The organism is Actinomadura verrucosospora (assembly GCF_039540335.1).
Taxonomy (GTDB): Bacteria; Actinomycetota; Actinomycetes; order Streptosporangiales; family Streptosporangiaceae; genus Spirillospora; species Spirillospora verrucosospora.
Map to the genome: position 1 here is coordinate 53,038 of NZ_BAABEV010000047.1, position 16,130 is coordinate 69,167.

The following is a 16,130-nucleotide window of genomic DNA, read 5'->3' on the forward strand; positions in this document are numbered from 1 at the left end:
ATCGGTGCGAGGGGCGGCGCCCGCCCGGTCCGGTCGGATCCGCGGGCGGGCCGCCGCCCCGCGGCGGCGCCCATCCTCCGGCCGGAGCCGGAGCATGCACACCGTGGGCGCCGCTCTGGAGGTGAGCTCGCAGGTCGGGCGGGGGCTGGGGGTCTGTCCCCACGTGACTATGCGCGGTTCTGTGACCGGGGTCACCCTTGTGTACATTTCGTTCACGGCAAGGTGCGACGGGGTGGCGGCGAGATGCGAGGGGGAGGGGCGGGAGTGCGTCCTCGATGGGCGGCGCCGGGCCGCTGGAGCCTGGCCCGGCAGCTGCTCGTGCTCCAGGCGGCGATCGTCGGGCTCCTCGTGGCGGCCGGCGCGGCGCTGGCCTTCCTCGACTCCGGCCGGGCCGTGGACGACAGCGCCGCCCAGACCGTCTCGGCGGTCGCGGCGAGCATCGCCGACGCCCCGACCGTCCGGGCCGCGCTGGCCGACCCGGCCCCGACCCGCCTCCTGCAGCCCTACGCCGAACGCGTCCGGCACGACACCGGCGTCGACTTCATCACGATCATGAGCCCGGCCGGGATCCGCTACACGCACCCGAACCCCGCGCGCATCGGCGGGACGTTCGTCGGCAACACCGCCCCCGCGCTCGCCGGACGGACGTTCACCGAGACCTACACCGGCACGCTCGGGCCGTCCGTGCGCACCGTCGCGCCCGTCTTCGGCGACGACCGCCGCGTGGTGGCCCTGGTCGCAGTCGGCATCACGGTCAAGGCGATCTCGGCGGAGCTCCGCCAGCGCCTGCTGGCCCTCGGCGCCGTCGCCGGGGCCGTCCTCGCCGTCGGGATGGCCGGCAGCTACCTCGTCTCCGCCCGCCTGCGCCGCCAGACCCGCGGCGTCGCCCCCGACGAGCTGCGCGGCATGTTCGAGTACTACGAGGCGATCCTGCACGCCGTCCGCGAAGGGCTCCTCATCCTCGACCGCACCGGCCGCGTCGTCCTCTGCAACGACGCCGCGAGACACCTCCTCGACCTGGACGCCCCCCACGGCCCCTTCCCGTCCGCCGCGATCCCCGGGCGGGCGCGGGGGGAGCCGCAGGGGCGGGACGTCGCGGAGCTGGGGTTGCCGGAGGAGCTGGTGGCGACGCTGGTGTCCGCGGAGCCTCGGTCGGACGAGATCCATGTGGGGGACACGCGGGTGCTCGTGGTGAACACCTCGCCCGTCCGGTCGGGGGACCGGGTGATGGGCAACGTCGTCACCCTGCGGGACCACACCGAGCTGCAGGCGCTGACGGGCGAGCTGGACACGGTGCGCGGGTTCGCCGAGTCGCTGCGCTCGCAGGCGCACGAGGCCGCGAACCGCCTGCACACGGTGGTGTCGCTGGTGGAGCTGGGCCGTCCCGGGCAGGCCGTGGAGTTCGCGACCGCCGAGCTGGCGAGCGCGCAGCGGCTCACCGACCGGGTCGTCGGCTCGGTCGGCGAGCCGGTGCTGGCCGCGCTGCTGCTCGGCAAGTCCGCCGAGGCGGGGGAGCGCGGCGTGGAGCTCGTGATCGGCGAGGACACCGTGATCGAGGGCGCGATCGAGCCGCGCGACCTGGTCACGATCCTCGGGAACCTCATCGACAACGCGGTCGACGCCGCCATCGAGGGCGCCGCCGCCCGGCCGCCGCGCGTCGGCGTCGGCGCCCGCGTGGAGGACGGGGCGCTCGTGCTGGAGGTGTCCGACAGCGGGCGGGGCGTGGACCCCGCCGCCGTGCCCGCGATGTTCCGGCGCGGCTGGACGACGAAGACGTCCGGCGGCGCGGTCGGGCACGGCCTCGGCCTCGCCCTGGTCGGCCAGGCCGTCCGCCGCAACGGCGGTGAGGTGCGGGTGGGCGCGGCCGGCCCCGGCCACGGCGCCGTGTTCACCGTCCGGCTGCCCCTGCCGAGGCGGGCCGCCGGGGCCCGGCGCGGGGGCGGCGAGCCGTGATCAGGGTGCTGGTGGTCGAGGACGACCCGGTGGCGGCGGAGGCGCACCGGACCTACGTCGAGCGGGTCGCCGGGTTCACGGTCGCCGGGGTCGTGCACTCGGGGGCGGACGCGCTCCGGTTCTGCGAGCGGACGCAGGTCGACGTCGTCCTGCTGGACTTCTACCTTCCGGACACGCACGGCCTCACCGTCTGCCGCGCGCTGCGCGCCGGGGGACGGGACGTGGACGTCATCGCCGTGACGTCCGCGCGGGACCTCGCGGTGATCCGCACCGCCGTGGCGGTCGGCATCGTCCAGTACCTGCTGAAACCGTTCACCTTCGCGTCGCTGCGCGACAAGCTCGTCCGGTACGCGCGGTTCCGGGAGCAGGCGGTCGGCTCGGGGGAGGTCAGCGGGCAGGCGGACGTGGACGGGATGCTCGCCACGCTCCGGACCCCCGACCACCACGCGCTGCCCAAGGGGATGAGCGGGGAGACGCTCCAGGCCGTGACCGGCGTGCTGGAGTCCGCGGCCGACGGCCTGTCCGCCGCCGCTGCCGCCGATCTCACCGGCGTCTCCCGGGTCACCGCGCGCCGCTATCTGGAGTATCTGGCGGAGAACGGGCTGGCCGACCGCCGCCCCCACTACGGCCAGGTCGGCCGTCCCGAGGTGCGCTTCTACCCCCGTTAGACGGGGTACCTATGGACCGACAGTTGGAACGACATCGGGGGAGTTGTCGTGAACGACAAGCCTGGCAAGCCCGGGAAGCCCACGGGCAAGGCGGAGTCCGAACCGGAGCGCGAGAAGCGGCCGCGCCGCGGCGAGGAGGCCACGGGCAAGGGGCCGAAGCGCAAACCGGGCGACGCCGCGCGCAAGATGCGGGAGATGTACAAGGGCTAGACGGTCGCGTCGGGCGGGGCGGTCCCGATGCTTGACGGCGGCTTGGGCTCCCATTTTGGGTCTATGTCGGCTTATGGGGCTAACGTCCAAAGGGAACGCGACGTCGAGGAGAACGAGGAGGCGTGCTTGTCCGACCGACGACACTCGGGCGGCTCCACCGAGGGGCTCTTCGACGCATGGAGGGTAGAGACGGACCACGGCACGGGCCCCTCCCGCTGAGCGGCCCGAAGACCCGGGGGCGGTAGCGATCGGCTTCGACAGCGATCGGTGACGGCCTCCGGGTCTTCGTCTGCCGAGTTGTGTTATCCAACTCACCGGCGGAGCCGATTGTGCTCTCCGGCCCGCCGAGCGGATACTGCCGAAGTGAGTTGGAAAACACAACGGAGGTGGGGTCCATGCGGGACGCGGTGATCGTGGAGGCGGTGCGCACGCCGCTGGGCAAGGGCAGGGCCGGCGGGTTCCTGCACGGCGACCACCCGGCCGACCTGCTCGCGCGGACGCTCGCGTCCCTCGTCGAGCGGGCGGGCATCGACCCGGGGACCGTGGACGACGTGATCGGCGGCGTGGTCACCCAGGCCGGCGACCAGGCGCTCAACATCACCCGCACGGCCGTCCTCGCCGCGGGGTTCCCCGAGAGCGTTCCCGCCATGACGGTCGACCGGCAGTGCGGCTCGTCCCAGCAGGCCCTGCACATCGCGGCGCAGGGTGTGCAGAGCGGCGCCTACGACATCGCCATCGCGTGCGGGGTCGAGTCGATGTCGCGGGTGCCGATGGGGTCGAGCGTCCTGCCGGGCAGCGACCCGTTCGGGACGCTGCTCCCCGAGCGCTACCCGGGCGGGCTCGTCGGCCAGGGCATCAGCGCCGAGCTGATCGCCGCGCGCTGGGACCTGTCGCGGGAGGAGCTCGACGCCTACGCCGCCGAGTCCCACCGCCGCGCCGCCGAGGCGTGGAAGAACGGCGAGTTCGACCGGGAGGTCGCCTGGACGGGGCAGCGGGACGAGACCGTCCGCCCGGCGACGTCGCCGGAGATCCTCGCCGGCCTGAGGCCCGCCTACCGCGACGAGCGGATGGCCGAGCGGTTCCCCGAGATCGGCTGGAAGATCACCGCGGGCAACGCCTCCCCGGTCAACGACGGCGCCGCCGCCGTCCTGGTCATGGGCGCCGACGTCGCCGCGCGGCTCGGCCTGCGCCCGCGCGCCCGCTTCCACGCCTTCGCCGTGACCGGCGACGACCCGCTGCTGATGCTCACCGCGATCATCCCCGCGACCGCGAAGGTGCTGGAGCGCGGCGGCCTCACCCTGGACGACGTCGATCTGTTCGAGGTGAACGAGGCGTTCGCCCCGGTCGTCCTCGCGTGGGCGCGCGAGACCGGCGCCGACCTCGCGCGCGTCAACGTGCGCGGCGGCGCGATCGCGATCGGCCACCCGCTCGGCGCGAGCGGCGCCCGCCTCATGACGACCCTGCTGCACGCCCTGGAGGACCGCGGCGGCAGGTTCGGCCTCCAGACCATGTGCGAGGCGGGCGGACTGGCCAACGCCACCGTCGTGGAGCGGCTCTGACGGACGGTCCGGCCAGGTCCGGCGGCTAGGCTTCCCGGTATGCCGAAGGACGCCGATCCGCGCGAGTGCTCGATCGCCGACACGCTGGACCTGGTCGGCGAGCGCTGGAGCCTGCTGGCGATCCGGGAGCTGAGCTACGGGGTGCGGCGCTTCGACCAGATCGTCCGCAACACCGGCGCGTCCCGCGACATCCTCACCGCCCGCCTCCGCAAGCTGGAGGCGGGCGGCGTCATCCGCCGCGAGCGCTACAGCGACCACCCGGTGCGCCACGAGTACCGCCTGACGCCCGCCGGCGTGGAGCTGTGCGACGTCCTGCTCGTGCTGATGGCCTGGGGAGACCGGCACCTGCACCCGGACGACCCGCCCGTCCGGTGGCGGCACTCCTGCGGCGAGACCGTCAGCCCCCAGGTCGTGTGCCGCCACTGCGGCAACGAGGCCCGCCAGGGCGCCCATTCCCCCACCGGCCGGGGCGCCCGCCCCTGATCCACCCGCGACGGCGGCGCAGCCAGTCGCCGATGCGGCCCGCGAGGACGCCGACCGTCCCGTCCAATGGTGAAGGTGACCATCTTCGGGTTGAGAAGGTTGGTCAGCAGTCCGTTGAGATAGGCCCGCCGTCCCGAGACCCCGGCCGGTTCCGCCTCCACGTCCCCGCGGTCAGCGGGCCGATGCGGGGCGTCTCTCGGCCGCGCGGGTCAGGGCGGTGGCGAGGCGGTCGCGGGCCTCGGTCTGGGCGGTGATGCGCGCGTCGAGGACGGCGAGGCGGTCCAGGGCGATCCGGAGCCCCTTCTCCGACGGGGGCGAGGCCGCCACGTCGCCGTCCAGGCAGACCGAGAACGCGCGCACGTCGTCGAGGGTGAGGCCGACGGCGAGCAGCTCCCGGATGTTGCGGACCCGCACGGCCGCGCCCTCGTCGTAGATCCGGTACCCGTTGCCCGCCCGGCGGGACGCGATCAGGCCCGCCTCCTCGTAGTGCCGCAGCGCCCGCGGCGTCGTCCCGGTGATCCGCGCCAGCTCGCCGATCCGCACCGCCACCACCTCCGCCCCTCGTTCTACCAGGCGGCGGGCCCGCCGGCGCTCAGGCGACCACCGCGCCTCCGTCCACCGCGAGGACGGCTCCGGTGACGAACGAGGCGTCGGGCGAGGCCAGGCGCGTGATCGCCCACGCGACCTCCTCCGGGCGCCCGACGCGGCCGAGCGGGGTGTGGTCGATCTGCCACTGCCGGAGCGCCGCGAGGCGCTCGGCGGAGAGGCCCTGGTGCTCGCCCATCGGGGTGGCGATCGCTCCGGGCGCCACGGCGGCCACGCGGATGCCGCGCGGCGCGAGCTCCAGGGCCCAGCCGCGCGTGAGCGTCTCCAGCGCCGACTTCGTGGCGGCGTAGAACGCGTTGCCGGGCCAGCCCCGCTGCCCGACGGACGTGCTGACGTTGACGACGACCCCGCCGCCGTCGAGCGCGGGCAGCGCCGCCCGGGTCAGCAGGACGGGCGCCACCAGGTTCGTCGCGAGCTGCGGCGCGAGCGTCTCCGGGGCGAGGCTCTCCAGGGTCCCGCTCTGGACGATCGCCGCGTTGTTGACCAGCACGTCCAGCCGTCCGTGCGCGTCCGTCACCCTGCGCACGATCTCGGCGGCGGCGCCGTCGCCGGTGATGTCGGCGGCGAGCGGCTCGATGCCGGGATGCCCGTCCGCGGTCTCGGCCAGCGGGCCGGGCCGCCGTCCGACGGCCACCACGCGGGCGCCCTCGGCCGCGAACATGCGTGCCGTGGCGCGTCCGATCCCGGTTCCCGCGCCGGTGACCAGGACGACCCTGTTCTCCGAATTCGTCTCCATGTCCCGAGCCTGGAACCCTGCCGCCAACGGCAGGGTCAAGCCCGGCCTGCCCTTTCCAGGAGAAGGCGGGCGCCGGTTCGGGCGCGGGCGGCGGCGGTGGGGTCGCCCTGGATTCCGGCGACGACGATGGCGCCCTCGGCGAGCAGGTAGACGGGTTCGGCGGCGGACGCGTCGACGGGGGAGACCAGGGCCACGACCTGGTCGTGGAAGGCCCGCTTGTGGGCTCGCGCCGCGTCCGCGACCGCCGGGGAGGACGAGCCGAGCTCCCCGTGGGCGTTGACCCAGGCGCAGCCGCGGAAGCCCGGCTCGGCGAACCACGCGCCGAGCCAGTCGAACAGGGCGAGGACGCGCCGCCGGGGGTCGGGCTCCGCGTCCAGATGGGCGGCCAGGCTCGCGCGCCAGCGGCGGTCGCGGCGGTCCAGCATCGCGACGACGAGGGCCTCCTTCGTGGGGAAGAGCCGGTAGATGCGCTTGAGCGGCAGCCCGGACACGGTCCGCAGCTCGTCCATGCCCACCGCCTGGACGCCCTGCCGGTAGAAGAGGCGCTCGGCGACGTCCAGCAGGGCCTGGCGGTCCCGGTCCTGCTGCTCCTCGGTGATCGCGGCCGGCATGGGCGCTCCTGACTTGACGTTGAGAACGATCGTTCCCTACCTTAGCGGCAGAGATGGAGAACGCTCGTTCTCAACCCGAGGAGGCCGCCGTGACCGAGGACCGTCCGCCCTACCCGCCGTTCACCCTGGAGACCGCGAAGCAGAAGGTCCAGGCGGCCGAGGACGCGTGGAACACCCGCGACCCGCAGCGGGTGGCGCTCGCCTACACGCCCGACTCGGTCTGGCGGAACCGCGACCGGTTCGTCACCGGACGGGAGGAGATCATCGCCTTCCTGACCGCGAAGTGGGAGCGGGAGCTCGACTACGCGCTGCGCAAGAGCCTGTGGGGGTTCCGCGAGAACCGCATGGCCGTCCGGTTCCAGTACGAATGGCACGACGCCGGCGGGCAGTGGTGGCGCAGCTACGGCAACGAACTGTGGGAGTTCGACGAGCGCGGCCTGATGCGGCGGCGGGAGGCGAGCATCAACGACGTCGCGATCGGCGAGGCCGACCGCCGCATCCGCGGCCCGCGCCCCGCCGACGAGCACGACCTCGACATCCCGCTCCGGTAGCGGGCCGCGGTCAGCACTCGATGACGTTGACGGCGAGGCCGCCGCGCGAGGTCTCCTTGTACTTGTCGAGCATGTCGCGGCCCGTGTCGCGCATGGTCTTGATGGCCTTGTCGAGGGAGACGAAGTGGCGGCCGTCGCCGCGCAGGGAGATCCGGGCGGCGCTGATGGCCTTGACGGCGCCGACGGCGTTGCGCTCGATGCAGGGGACCTGGACCAGGCCGCCGACGGGATCGCAGGTCAGGCCGAGGTTGTGCTCGATGCCGATCTCGGCGGCGTTCTCCACCTGCTCGGGGGTGCCGCCGAGGACCTCCGTGAGCCCGGCGGCGGCCATCGAGCAGGCCGACCCGACCTCGCCCTGGCAGCCGACCTCGGCCCCGGAGATGGAGGCGTTCTGCTTGAACAGCACGCCGATCGCCCCGGCGGTCAGCAGGAACCGCACCACGCCCTCGTCGTCGTGGCCCGGGATGAACCGGTCGTAGTAGTGCAGGACGGCCGGGATGATGCCCGCGGCGCCGTTGGTCGGCGCCGTGACGATGCGCCCGCCCGCCGCGTTCTCCTCGTTGACCGCCAGCGCGAACAGGGTGATCCAGTCCATCGCGTGGAGCGGGTCGGACGCCTCCTCCGCGGACAGCTGCCGGTGCAGCTGGGGAGCGCGGCGGCGCACCTTGAGCCCGCCCGGCAGGAGGCCCTCCCGGGTGCAGCCGCGGGTCACGCAGGCCCGCATGACCTGCCAGAGTTCGAGCAGGCCGTCGTGGATCTCGGCGGCGTCGCGGCCGAACGCCTTCTCGTTCTCCAGCATCAGCGCCGAGATCGACAGGCCCGTCTCCCGGCACCGCTCCAGCAGCTCGGCGGCCGTGTCGAAGGGGTGCGGCAGGACGGTGTCGTCGGGCTTGATGCGGTCGGCGCCGGTGGCGTTCTCGTCCAGGATGAACCCGCCGCCGACGGAGTAGTACACCTTCGCGCGCAGCTCCCCGCCGGAGGCGTCCAGAGCCGTGAAGCGCATCCCGTTGGGGTGGCCGGGCAGCGACTCCTTGCGCTCGAAGACCAGGTGCTCGTTGACCACGAACGGGATCTCGTGGTCGCCGAACAGCCGCAGCGCCCCGCGCTCGCGGATCGCGGCGAGCCGCTCGTCCACCCGGTCGACGTCGACGAGCTCGGGCTTGTCGCCCTCAAGACCGAGGATGACGGCCTTGTCGGAGCCGTGGCCCTTGCCGGTGAGGCCGAGCGACCCGTAGAGGGTGACGGCGACGGACGCCGTCTTCTCCAGCAGCCCGTCGCGCTGGAGCCCCCGGGCGAACCGGTGCGCCGCGGCCATCGGGCCCCCCGTGTGGGAGGACGACGGACCGATGCCGATCTTGAACAGGTCGAAAACGCTGATGGCCATAGCTACCTCGTTGTAGCCGCGCCCCCTCCCCCTTGACGGGGGTCCCGCAGGGGGAGAGGGCGCCGGAACGTCACAGGTTCGGGTACAGGGGGTGCTCGTCCGCCAGCGCCTTCACCCGCGCGGCGAGCGCGTCCCGGTCGAAGGACGGCTGCAGCGCCAGCGCGATCACGTCCGCGACCTCGGCGAAGTCCTCGGCGGTGAAGCCGCGGGTCGCGAGGGCCGGGGTGCCGATCCGCAGACCGGACGTCACCATCGGCGGGCGCGGGTCGTTCGGCACCGCGTTGCGGTTGACCGTGATGCCGATGTCGTGCAGGCGGTCCTCGGCGTCGCGCCCGGTGAGCTCGGAGTCCACCAGGTCGACCAGCACGAGGTGGACGTCCGTCCCGCCGGTCAGCACCTTGACGCCGGCCTTGGCGCAGTCCTCGGCGAGCAGGCGCTCGGCGAGCAGCTTCGCGCCCTCCACCGTCGCCGCCTGCCGGGCCCGGAACTCCTCCGACGCGGCGATCTTCAGGGCGACGGCCTTGGCGGCGATCACGTGCTCCAGCGGGCCGCCCTGCATGCCGGGGAACACCGCGGAGTTGATCTTCTTGCCGTACTCCTCGCGGGCGAGGATCAGCCCGCCGCGGGGACCGCCGAGCGTCTTGTGCGTCGTCGTCGTCACGATGTCGGCGTGCGGGACGGGCGAGGGGTGCAGCCCCGCCGCCACCAGGCCCGCGAAGTGCGCCATGTCGACCATGAGCAGCGCCCCGACCGAGTCGGCGATCCGCCGGAACGCGGCGAAGTCGAGCCGCCGCGGGTACGCCGACCAGCCCGCCACGATCATCTTCGGCCGGTGCTCGGCCGCGAGCGAGGCCACCTCGTCCATGTCGACCAGGCCGTCCTCGGCGCGGACGTGGTACGGCACCACGTTCAGCACCTTGCCGGAGTAGTTCAGCCGCATCCCGTGCGTGAGATGCCCGCCGTGCGCGAGGTCGAGGCCGAGGATCGTGTCGCCGTGCTGGAGCAGCGCGAAGTACACCGCCGTGTTCGCCTGCGCCCCGCTGTGCGGCTGGACGTTCGCGTGCTCGGCGCCGAACAGCGCCTTGGCCCTGTCGATCGCGAGCTGCTCGGTGACGTCGACGAACTCGCAGCCGCCGTAGTACCGGCGGCCCGGGTACCCCTCGGCGTACTTGTTCGTCAGGACCGACCCCTGAGCCTCCAGCACCGAGACCGGCGCGAAGTTCTCCGACGCGATCATCTCCAGGGTGCCCTGCTGGCGGCGCAGCTCCGCGGCGACGGCCTCGGCGACCTCCGGATCGGCCGTCGCGAGGGAGTCGTTCAGACTCATGATTCCTCGATCAGCTTGTCGTAGGCGGCGGAGTCGAGCAGGTCGCCCGGCTCCTCCGAGATCCGCACCTTGAAGATCCAGCCCTCGCCGTACGGGTCGTCGTTGATGACCTTCGGCTCGTCCACCACCGCGCTGTTGATCGCGGTGATCTCGCCGCTGACGGGGGAGTAGACGTCGCTCACCGACTTGGTCGACTCCACCTCGCCGCACGGCTCGCCCGCCTCGACGGTGTCGCCCTCCGACGGCTGCAGCTCGATGTAGACGATCTCACCGAGGGCGTCGGCGGCGTGCGCGGTGATGCCGACCGTGACGATGCCGTCCTCGCCACCGAGGCCCGACACCCACTCGTGCTCCTCGCTGTAGCGGAGCTCCTCCGGAACGCTCACGATCACTTCTCTCTTTCCACTGTGGGGGCGCGCCCCACACCGCCGGACAACTTGTTCAGGAACGCTTGTAGAACGGCAGGGCCACCACGTCCACCGGCTCGTGCCGGCCGCGGACGTCCACGGCGAGGCCCGCCTCCTCGACGCCGCTGTCGAGGTACGCCATGGCGATCGGCGTGCCCAGTGTGGGCGACGGGGCGCCGCTCGTCACGATGCCGCACGGCGCGCCGCCGGACGTGACGACCTGGTACCCCTTGCGAGGCGCGCGACGCCCCCGCGCGACCAGTCCCACGAGCCTACGGCCCGGCGGGGTCTGCGCCTGCGCCGCCAGGGCGGCCTTGCCCACGAAATCGCCTGGCTTGTCCAGCTTCACCACCCGGCCGAGGCCCGCCTCGAACGGCGTCGTCTCGGCCGTCAGCTCGTTCCCGTACAGCGGCATCCCCGCCTCCAGGCGCAGCGTGTCGCGGGCCGAAAGCCCCGCCGGGACGACCCCCTCCACCGCGGCGAGCGCCCTCCACAGCCCGACCGCGTCGGACGCGTCCACGAACAGCTCGAACCCGTCCTCGCCCGTGTACCCGGTGCGGGCGACCAGCGCGTCCACGCCCGCGACCCGCCCCGCCAGGATCGCGTAGTACTTCAGGTCCCCCAGCGGCGCGTCCGTGAACCCCTCGAGAATCCCCTGGGAACGCGGCCCCTGCAGGGCGATCAGCGCGTACGAGTCGGACCGGTCGTCCACCGCCGCCTCGAACCCCGCGGCCCGCTCGACCAACGCCTCCCGGACGACGGCGGCGTTCGCCGCGTTCGCCACCACCATCCACGTCTCGTCCGCGAGCCGGTAGACGATCAGGTCGTCCAGGACGCCGCCGTCGTGCCCGCAGATCATCGTGTAGCGGGCCTTGCCCACCGGCATCGGCGACAGGTTGCCGACCAGCGCGAAGTCCAGCGCGGCCCCCGCGCCCGGACCCGACAGGAAGATCTCCCCCATGTGCGACAGGTCGAACAGCCCCGCCCCCGTGCGGACGGCCTGGTGCTCGGCGGTCTCGCTCGCGTAGCGCAGCGGCATGAGATGGCCGGCGAAGTCGACGAGGTTCGCGCCGAGGTCCTCATGGACGTCGTGCAGCGGCGTCTTCTTCGCGGTCGGATCGGCGGACATGGGCTCGGCTCCTTCGTCACGGGCGCGCGTGGTCCATCGTCCCACTCGCGCACCGGGCGTATCGGTGCCTCCCCCTCTGTCATCGGCGCCTGAGAGCTTCACCCGCCGCGCACGGCGGGCTTTCACCTTCGGCGGGGGACCGGAGTCCCCGCTTTCCAGAGGTCGCCTGGCCCGTGCGGTCCGTGGGCCTGAGAGGTTCCGGGGAGGATTTGCTCCTTCGGCGTCCCCCACCGGCTGCGAGGGACTCTCCCGCACGGGATCATCAGCTGTCGAAGAAGGCTAGCAGTGTTCATTGTGTTTTTTGAGGTCGGGGCCCTGGGGGCCCCGACCTCAAAAAACACGTGCGATCGCTGCATCGCTCCGTCTCGCCTTGCGGCTCGCTGCGCGATCAGGTTCTCGCAAGCTCGAACCTGCCTTCGGACGCGATCGCGAGTGTTGGGGTCGTCGTCGGCTGAGGTGGCGGCTTAGGTCGTCTCGTTAGACGGTTGCTGCTGGTGCTTCCGTTTCGGTGTCCCTCTGTGCGGGTCGTTCGACCGTTGCGCTTCTTGGTGATGGGAGCGCGGTGGGCGGTGGTCGTCAGCGTGGGGGTGGGGTGGCGGGGGGCGACATGGACTTCACGCAGGTCTGCAGGGCGGCCCTGATCTTCTTCAGCTCGTCGGGGGCGGGGGATCTCGTGGGGTTGGGGGTGGGCATCTGGACGCCCTGGGCGTGCATGCAGTCGTTGAAGGCCTTGACCGCCTTCGACTGGGCCGGGGGGAGGGGCGTCGTCTCGGCGCCCGTGCCGGGGGCGGAGGGGGCCTGCGTCCTGGCGGTCGGGGCTGGGGACGACGCGCCCGCCGTTGTGCCGCCGTCGTCGTTGCCGCCGCAGCCGGCCAGGGCCAGCGTCAGGGCCAGGACCGCTACATGACCGCGCTTCAAGGGGGAACCTCCGTGGCCGGGGTGGGCCGCCCATGATGGGCGGTCGGCCCTGCTCGCGGATACGCGCTCTCGTGCCAATGATGCGCGGCCGGGTTAGCACCGTGCATCAAAGTGGCCTCCGGCACGGACCGCTTCTTCGTTCGCCTCAACCGGATCGCGGGCCGTAACGTACTCTGAACTGGTTGTCGGAGATCACCCCCGGGTGCGCGGGGTGGACGGACCCGGAGGGCACGCCGCATGGTCTACTACCTGGCTGGAGCGTTGATCCTCTTCTTCGGCCTGCTGGTCTCCATCGCGCTGCACGAGCTCGGGCACTTCTCCTTCGCCAAGCTGTTCGGGGTGCGGACCACGCAGTTCATGGTCGGGTTCGGGCCCACCATGTGGTCGAGGCACAAGGGCGAGACGGAGTACGGGGTCAAGTGGATCCCGCTCGGCGGCTACATCCGCATGATCGGCATGCTGCCGCCGCGCAAGGGCGACGCGCCCGGGCAGGTGCGGCGGATCAGCACCGGGCCGTGGCAGGGGCTGATCGAGTCCGCGCGCGGGGCCTCGCTGGAGGAGGTCGGGCCCGGCGACGGGGACCGCGTGTTCTACGCCAAGAAGTGGTGGCAGAAGCTGCTCATCATGTTCGGCGGGCCCGCGATGAACCTGCTCCTGTCGGTGATGTTCTTCGCGATCCTGCTGATGGGCATCGGCGTCAACCAGCCGCAGCCGGTGATCAAGGAGGTCGCCGAGTGCATGGTGCCGGCCAGCGCCAAGGTCGCCGCGTGCCCGGCGGGCGCGACGCCGACGCCCGCGCGGCAGGTCGGGCTCCAGGCCGGCGACCGGATCGTCGCGTTCGACGGCAAGAAGATCGACGACTATCCGCAGCTCCAGCGGCTGATCCGCAAGGACGGCGGCAAGACCGTCCCGATGACCGTCCGGCGGGACGGCAGGGACGTGCGGCTGAACGTCCCGATCACCCGCAACCAGATGTACGACCTCAAGGACGAGGACAAGGTCGTCAACGTCGGGTTCCTCGGCATCACGCCGTCCAGCGGGATCGAGCGGCAGGGGCCGGGCGCGGTCGCGAGCACGATGGGCGACCTGACCGCGCGCACCGTCGGCGCCCTGGTGCGGATGCCGCAGAAGATGGTCGGCGTGTGGAACGCGGCCTTCGGCGGCGAGAAGCGCGACCCGAACGGGCCGATCGGCGTCGTCGGCGTCAGCAGGATCGGCGGCGAGGTCGCCGCGTCCGACGACTTCACCGGGACGCAGAAGGTCTCCTTCTTCGTGATGCTGCTCGGCTCGCTGAACCTCGCGGTCGGGCTGTTCAACCTCATCCCGCTGCTGCCGCTGGACGGCGGGCACATCGCGGGCGCGCTCCTGGAGGCGGTCAAGAAGGCCTTCGCCCGGATCTTCCGCAGGCCCGACCCCGGCTACGTGGACGTGGCCAAGGCGCTGCCGGTGACGTACGTGATGGCCGTCATCCTGATCGTCATGGGCGGCCTGCTGATCTACGCCGACCTGTTCAACCCGATCCGCGTCACGGGGTGACGTCCGGCATCGTGCCGGTCTTCAGGAAGGCGTCCAGCGCGGCCCGGTAGGGGGCGACGTCGAGGCCCTGCTCCGCCAGCCACGCGTCCGACCCGTAGGTGCCCGCGTAGCGCTCGGCGCCGTCGCAGATGAGCGTGACGACGCTGCCGCGCTCCCCGCGGGCCCGCATCTGCGCGATCAGCTCGGCCGCGCCCCACATGTTCGTGCCGGTCGAGCCGCCCACGCTCCGGCCGCTGACCTCGCTCGTCCAGCGCATCGCCGCGATCGACGCCGCGTCCGGCACCCGGATCATCCGGTCGATCACCGTGGGCAGGAACGACGGCTCGACGCGGGGGCGGCCGATGCCCTCGATCCGCGAGCCCGCCGCGGTGCGCTCGGGGTCCCCGTCGGCGAACGAGCCGTGGAACGCCGACCCCTCCGGGTCGACCACCGCGAGCCGCGTCTGGAACATCCGGTAGCGGGCGTACCGGCCGATCGTCGCGGACGTCCCGCCGGTGCCCGCGCCGACCACGATCCAGGACGGCTCGGGGAACCGCTCCAGCCGCATCTGCTCGAAGATCGACTCGGCGATGTTGTTGTTGCCGCGCCAGTCCGTCGCCCGCTCGGCGAAGGTGAACTGGTCCATGAAGTGGCCGCCGCACTCGGCCGCGAGGCGCCGCGACTCCTCGTAGATCGCCGACGGGTCGGCCACCAGGTGGCAGCGGCCGCCGTGGAACTCGATGAGCTGGATCTTCTCCGGGCTGGTGGTGGCCGGCATGACCGCGACGAACGGCAGGCCGAGCAGCCGCGCGAAGTACGCCTCCGACACCGCCGTCGACCCGCTGGACGCCTCGATGATCGTCGTGTCCTGGCGGATCCACCCGTTGGCCAGCCCGTACAGGAACAGCGACCGGGCGAGCCGGTGCTTCAGCGAACCCGTGGGGTGGACGGACTCGTCCTTCAGGTAGAGGTCGATGCCCCACTCCGGGGGCAGCGGGAACACGTGCAGGTGCGTGTCGGCGCTGCGGTTGGCGTCGGCGTCCACGAGCCGGATCGCCTCGGCGATCCATGCCCGGTACCCGGGATCGCAGCGGTCCACGATGCGGCTCATGGCGGTTCTCCCCCTGATCGTCGGCAGGGTCACACGATATCGGCGCATGTCACGGTGCATCATTGAGGAGGCGGGGGGCAGATGATCGAGATGTTCGACGAACGCATCGTGGCGACCGGCCGGCTGCCGCTGTTCGGTTTCTTCGTGGCGTTCATGGTCACTTTCGTGCTGACGCGGGTGAACGTGCGGCTGATCCGCGCGGACGTGCGCTGGTGGTTCCGGAACGTGAAGGCCGGCGACGTGCACATCCACCACGTCGTGTTCGGCGTGGTGCTGATGCTGTTGGGCGGGGTGGCGAGCCTCGCCGTCCCGGACGCCTACGTCGGCCTCGACCTCGCGGCGGCGGTGGTGTTCGGGATGGGCTCGGCCCTCGTCCTGGACGAGTTCGCGCTGATCCTGCACCTCAGCGACGTCTACTGGACGGAGAAGGGCCGCGCGTCCGTCGACGCGGTGTTCGTCGCGATGGCGGTGACCGGGCTGCTGCTGCTCGGCATCCGACCGCTCGGCTACGAGGGCATCGCGCCCGACCACGGCACCGGGCTGATCACCCGGGTCTACGTCGCCTCCCTCGCCGTCAACCTCGTCCTCGCCGTGGTCACGCTGCTGAAGGGCAAGATTTGGACGGGGCTCATCGGGCTGTTCATGCCCGCGCTGCTGATCGTCGGCGCGATCCGGGTGGCGCGGCCCGGCTCGCCCTGGTCGCGCTGGCGCTACGACCCCGGCTCGCGCCGGTACCACCGGGCCGTCCGGCGCGAGACGCGGCTCCGGCGGCCGCTCATCCGCGCCAAGATCTGGGTGCAGGAGTTCATCGCGGGCCGGCACGACCTCATCCCGCCCGAACTGCTCCAGCGCCCCGTCGACGTCGCCGACCGCGCCCGCCGCCGCAGGATGGCCCGCGCCGCCGAGGCCGCCGAGCGCCGGGCCGAGCGGCGGGCCGAACCGGGCGCGCCGGGCCGAGCCGA

17 protein-coding genes and 2 riboswitches are annotated in these 16,130 nt (G+C 72.7%); of the genes, 8 read left to right on the forward strand and 9 right to left on the reverse strand.

Annotated elements, in window-relative coordinates:
• The first annotated feature begins 264 nt into the window (after positions 1-264).
• The 5 genes from ABD944_RS34990 (at position 265) to ABD944_RS35010 (ending at position 4,873) form a co-directional block, all read left to right on the forward strand.
• On the forward strand, positions 265-1,953 hold the full coding sequence (locus ABD944_RS34990; protein ID WP_345184223.1) for a sensor histidine kinase: 1,689 nt from the start codon (positions 265-267) through the stop codon (positions 1,951-1,953).
• Positions 1,950-2,621, forward strand: a complete 672-nt coding sequence (locus tag ABD944_RS34995; RefSeq protein WP_345184225.1) for a response regulator — start codon at positions 1,950-1,952, stop codon at positions 2,619-2,621. The genes ABD944_RS34990 and ABD944_RS34995 overlap by 4 nt, the downstream gene beginning before the upstream one ends.
• 48 nt (positions 2,622-2,669) lie before the next feature.
• Positions 2,670-2,831: a hypothetical protein gene (locus ABD944_RS35000; protein ID WP_179278653.1), complete on the forward strand. Its 162-nt coding sequence runs from the start codon at positions 2,670-2,672 to the stop codon at positions 2,829-2,831.
• A 395-nt stretch (positions 2,832-3,226) separates the two neighbouring features.
• On the forward strand, positions 3,227-4,390 hold the full coding sequence (locus tag ABD944_RS35005; protein WP_345184227.1) for a thiolase family protein: 1,164 nt from the start codon (positions 3,227-3,229) through the stop codon (positions 4,388-4,390).
• A 39-nt stretch (positions 4,391-4,429) separates the two neighbouring features.
• On the forward strand, positions 4,430-4,873 hold the full coding sequence (locus ABD944_RS35010; protein ID WP_345184229.1) for a winged helix-turn-helix transcriptional regulator: 444 nt from the start codon (positions 4,430-4,432) through the stop codon (positions 4,871-4,873).
• A 171-nt stretch (positions 4,874-5,044) separates the two neighbouring features.
• Here ABD944_RS35010 and ABD944_RS35015 read toward each other — a convergent pair whose 3' ends face one another.
• The 3 genes from ABD944_RS35015 to ABD944_RS35025 are packed head-to-tail and all read right to left on the reverse strand — an operon-like array spanning position 5,045 to position 6,826.
• Positions 5,045-5,422, reverse strand: a complete 378-nt coding sequence (locus ABD944_RS35015) for a MerR family transcriptional regulator (protein ID WP_345184231.1) — start codon at positions 5,420-5,422, stop codon at positions 5,045-5,047.
• Between the two features lie 43 nt (positions 5,423-5,465).
• Complete coding sequence (locus ABD944_RS35020; protein WP_345184233.1) at positions 5,466-6,215, reverse strand: SDR family NAD(P)-dependent oxidoreductase; 750 nt, start codon at positions 6,213-6,215, stop codon at positions 5,466-5,468.
• A 35-nt stretch (positions 6,216-6,250) separates the two neighbouring features.
• The gene (locus ABD944_RS35025) at positions 6,251-6,826 is read right to left on the reverse strand and encodes a TetR/AcrR family transcriptional regulator (protein ID WP_345184235.1); all 576 of its coding nucleotides are present in this window, start codon (positions 6,824-6,826) and stop codon (positions 6,251-6,253) included.
• 89 nt (positions 6,827-6,915) lie between these two features.
• Here ABD944_RS35025 and ABD944_RS35030 point away from each other — a divergent pair, with 89 nt between their 5' ends.
• The gene (locus ABD944_RS35030) at positions 6,916-7,377 is read left to right on the forward strand and encodes a nuclear transport factor 2 family protein (RefSeq protein WP_345184237.1); all 462 of its coding nucleotides are present in this window, start codon (positions 6,916-6,918) and stop codon (positions 7,375-7,377) included.
• 10 nt (positions 7,378-7,387) lie between these two features.
• On the opposite strand, the gene ABD944_RS35035 is transcribed toward ABD944_RS35030, so the two are convergent.
• From ABD944_RS35035 to ABD944_RS35055, 5 genes are all read right to left on the reverse strand, one after another.
• The gene (locus ABD944_RS35035; RefSeq protein ID WP_345184239.1) at positions 7,388-8,761 is read right to left on the reverse strand and encodes an L-serine ammonia-lyase; all 1,374 of its coding nucleotides are present in this window, start codon (positions 8,759-8,761) and stop codon (positions 7,388-7,390) included.
• Positions 8,762-8,831: 70 nt separating this feature from the next.
• On the reverse strand, positions 8,832-10,088 hold the full coding sequence (locus ABD944_RS35040; RefSeq protein WP_345184242.1) for a serine hydroxymethyltransferase: 1,257 nt from the start codon (positions 10,086-10,088) through the stop codon (positions 8,832-8,834).
• Entirely contained in the window at positions 10,085-10,474 is a 390-nt protein-coding gene (gcvH, locus tag ABD944_RS35045) for a glycine cleavage system protein GcvH (protein ID WP_345184245.1), read from the reverse strand. The genes ABD944_RS35040 and gcvH overlap by 4 nt, the downstream gene beginning before the upstream one ends.
• Positions 10,475-10,529: 55 nt before the next feature.
• Positions 10,530-11,624, reverse strand: coding sequence for a glycine cleavage system aminomethyltransferase GcvT (gene gcvT, locus ABD944_RS35050; RefSeq protein WP_345184248.1), 1,095 nt, complete (start codon positions 11,622-11,624; stop codon positions 10,530-10,532).
• Between the two features lie 73 nt (positions 11,625-11,697).
• A riboswitch (glycine riboswitch) is annotated at positions 11,698-11,786 on the reverse strand.
• A 4-nt stretch (positions 11,787-11,790) separates the two neighbouring features.
• A riboswitch (glycine riboswitch) is annotated at positions 11,791-11,886 on the reverse strand.
• 314 nt (positions 11,887-12,200) lie between these two features.
• Positions 12,201-12,542 carry a hypothetical protein gene (locus ABD944_RS35055; protein WP_345184250.1) on the reverse strand — a complete coding sequence of 114 codons (342 nt, stop codon included), beginning with the start codon at positions 12,540-12,542 and terminating at the stop codon, positions 12,201-12,203.
• Between the two features lie 237 nt (positions 12,543-12,779).
• Here ABD944_RS35055 and ABD944_RS35060 point away from each other — a divergent pair, with 237 nt between their 5' ends.
• Positions 12,780-14,078: a M50 family metallopeptidase gene (locus ABD944_RS35060; RefSeq protein ID WP_345184252.1), complete on the forward strand. Its 1,299-nt coding sequence runs from the start codon at positions 12,780-12,782 to the stop codon at positions 14,076-14,078.
• Here the strand turns inward: ABD944_RS35060 and cds1 are convergent.
• Entirely contained in the window at positions 14,068-15,168 is a 1,101-nt protein-coding gene (gene cds1, locus ABD944_RS35065; protein ID WP_345184254.1) for an L-cysteine desulfhydrase Cds1, read from the reverse strand. The two genes, ABD944_RS35060 and cds1, sit on opposite strands and share 11 nt — an antisense overlap.
• A gap of 81 nt (positions 15,169-15,249) precedes the next feature.
• Between cds1 and ABD944_RS35070 the strand changes: the two genes are divergently transcribed.
• The coding region (locus tag ABD944_RS35070; RefSeq protein WP_345184256.1) for a hypothetical protein at positions 15,250-16,130 on the forward strand (881 nt) is incomplete at its 3' end.

Coding starts and splice junctions, on each gene's coding strand:
- ABD944_RS35005 (WP_345184227.1), top strand. CDS start 3,227: ATGCGGGACGCGGTGATCGTGGAGGCGGTGCGCACGCCGCTGGGCAAG.
- ABD944_RS35010 (WP_345184229.1), top strand. CDS start 4,430: ATGCCGAAGGACGCCGATCCGCGCGAGTGCTCGATCGCCGACACGCTG.
- ABD944_RS35020 (WP_345184233.1), bottom strand. CDS start 6,215: ATGGAGACGAATTCGGAGAACAGGGTCGTCCTGGTCACCGGCGCGGGA.
- ABD944_RS35025 (WP_345184235.1), bottom strand. CDS start 6,826: ATGCCGGCCGCGATCACCGAGGAGCAGCAGGACCGGGACCGCCAGGCC.
- ABD944_RS35035 (WP_345184239.1), bottom strand. CDS start 8,761: ATGGCCATCAGCGTTTTCGACCTGTTCAAGATCGGCATCGGTCCGTCG.
- ABD944_RS35040 (WP_345184242.1), bottom strand. CDS start 10,088: ATGAGTCTGAACGACTCCCTCGCGACGGCCGATCCGGAGGTCGCCGAG.
- gcvT (WP_345184248.1), bottom strand. CDS start 11,624: ATGTCCGCCGATCCGACCGCGAAGAAGACGCCGCTGCACGACGTCCAT.
- ABD944_RS35060 (WP_345184252.1), top strand. CDS start 12,780: ATGGTCTACTACCTGGCTGGAGCGTTGATCCTCTTCTTCGGCCTGCTG.
- cds1 (WP_345184254.1), bottom strand. CDS start 15,168: ATGAGCCGCATCGTGGACCGCTGCGATCCCGGGTACCGGGCATGGATC.